The sequence below is a fragment of the Rhizobium sp. RHZ01 genome (assembly GCF_014851595.1).
Classification (GTDB): Bacteria; Pseudomonadota; Alphaproteobacteria; order Rhizobiales; family Rhizobiaceae; genus Rhizobium; species Rhizobium altiplani.
In genome coordinates this window covers 1-371 of record NZ_JACUZZ010000119.1, presented here as the reverse complement: position 1 = coordinate 371, position 371 = coordinate 1, and the positions used below count along the sequence as shown (strand labels likewise).

Genomic DNA, 371 nt, shown 5'->3' with positions numbered 1-371 from the left:
TCAGCGTCTCCAAAAGCAGCGGATAGAGCGTGCCTGTCAGCACCGTGCCGCAGGCGACGGTGAGGATCAGGTTGTTGAGGACAAGCGCCCCTTCGCGCGAGATCGGCGCAAACAAGCCGCCGGCCGACAGCTGCGGCGCGCGGAAGGCAAAGAGCGACAGCGACCCGCCGATGAAGATCAGCAGAATGAACAGGACGAAGACGCCGCGGGTCGGATCGCTGGCAAAGGCGTGCACCGAGGTCAGGACCCCCGAGCGCACGAGGAACGTGCCCATCAGCGACAGCGAGAAGGTCAGGATGGCAAGCAGCACCGTCCAGATCTTCAGCGCCTCGCGCTTTTCCATGACGAGCGCCGAATGCAGCAGCGCGGTC

Annotated in this window: 1 protein-coding gene; it reads right to left on the bottom strand. The window is 64.7% G+C overall.

Annotated features, from left to right (window positions below; all coding sequences use genetic code 11):
• Positions 1-371 (bottom strand): cytochrome c-type biogenesis CcmF C-terminal domain-containing protein (locus tag IB248_RS31085; protein WP_281419735.1); only part of this gene is annotated, 371 nt, incomplete at both ends.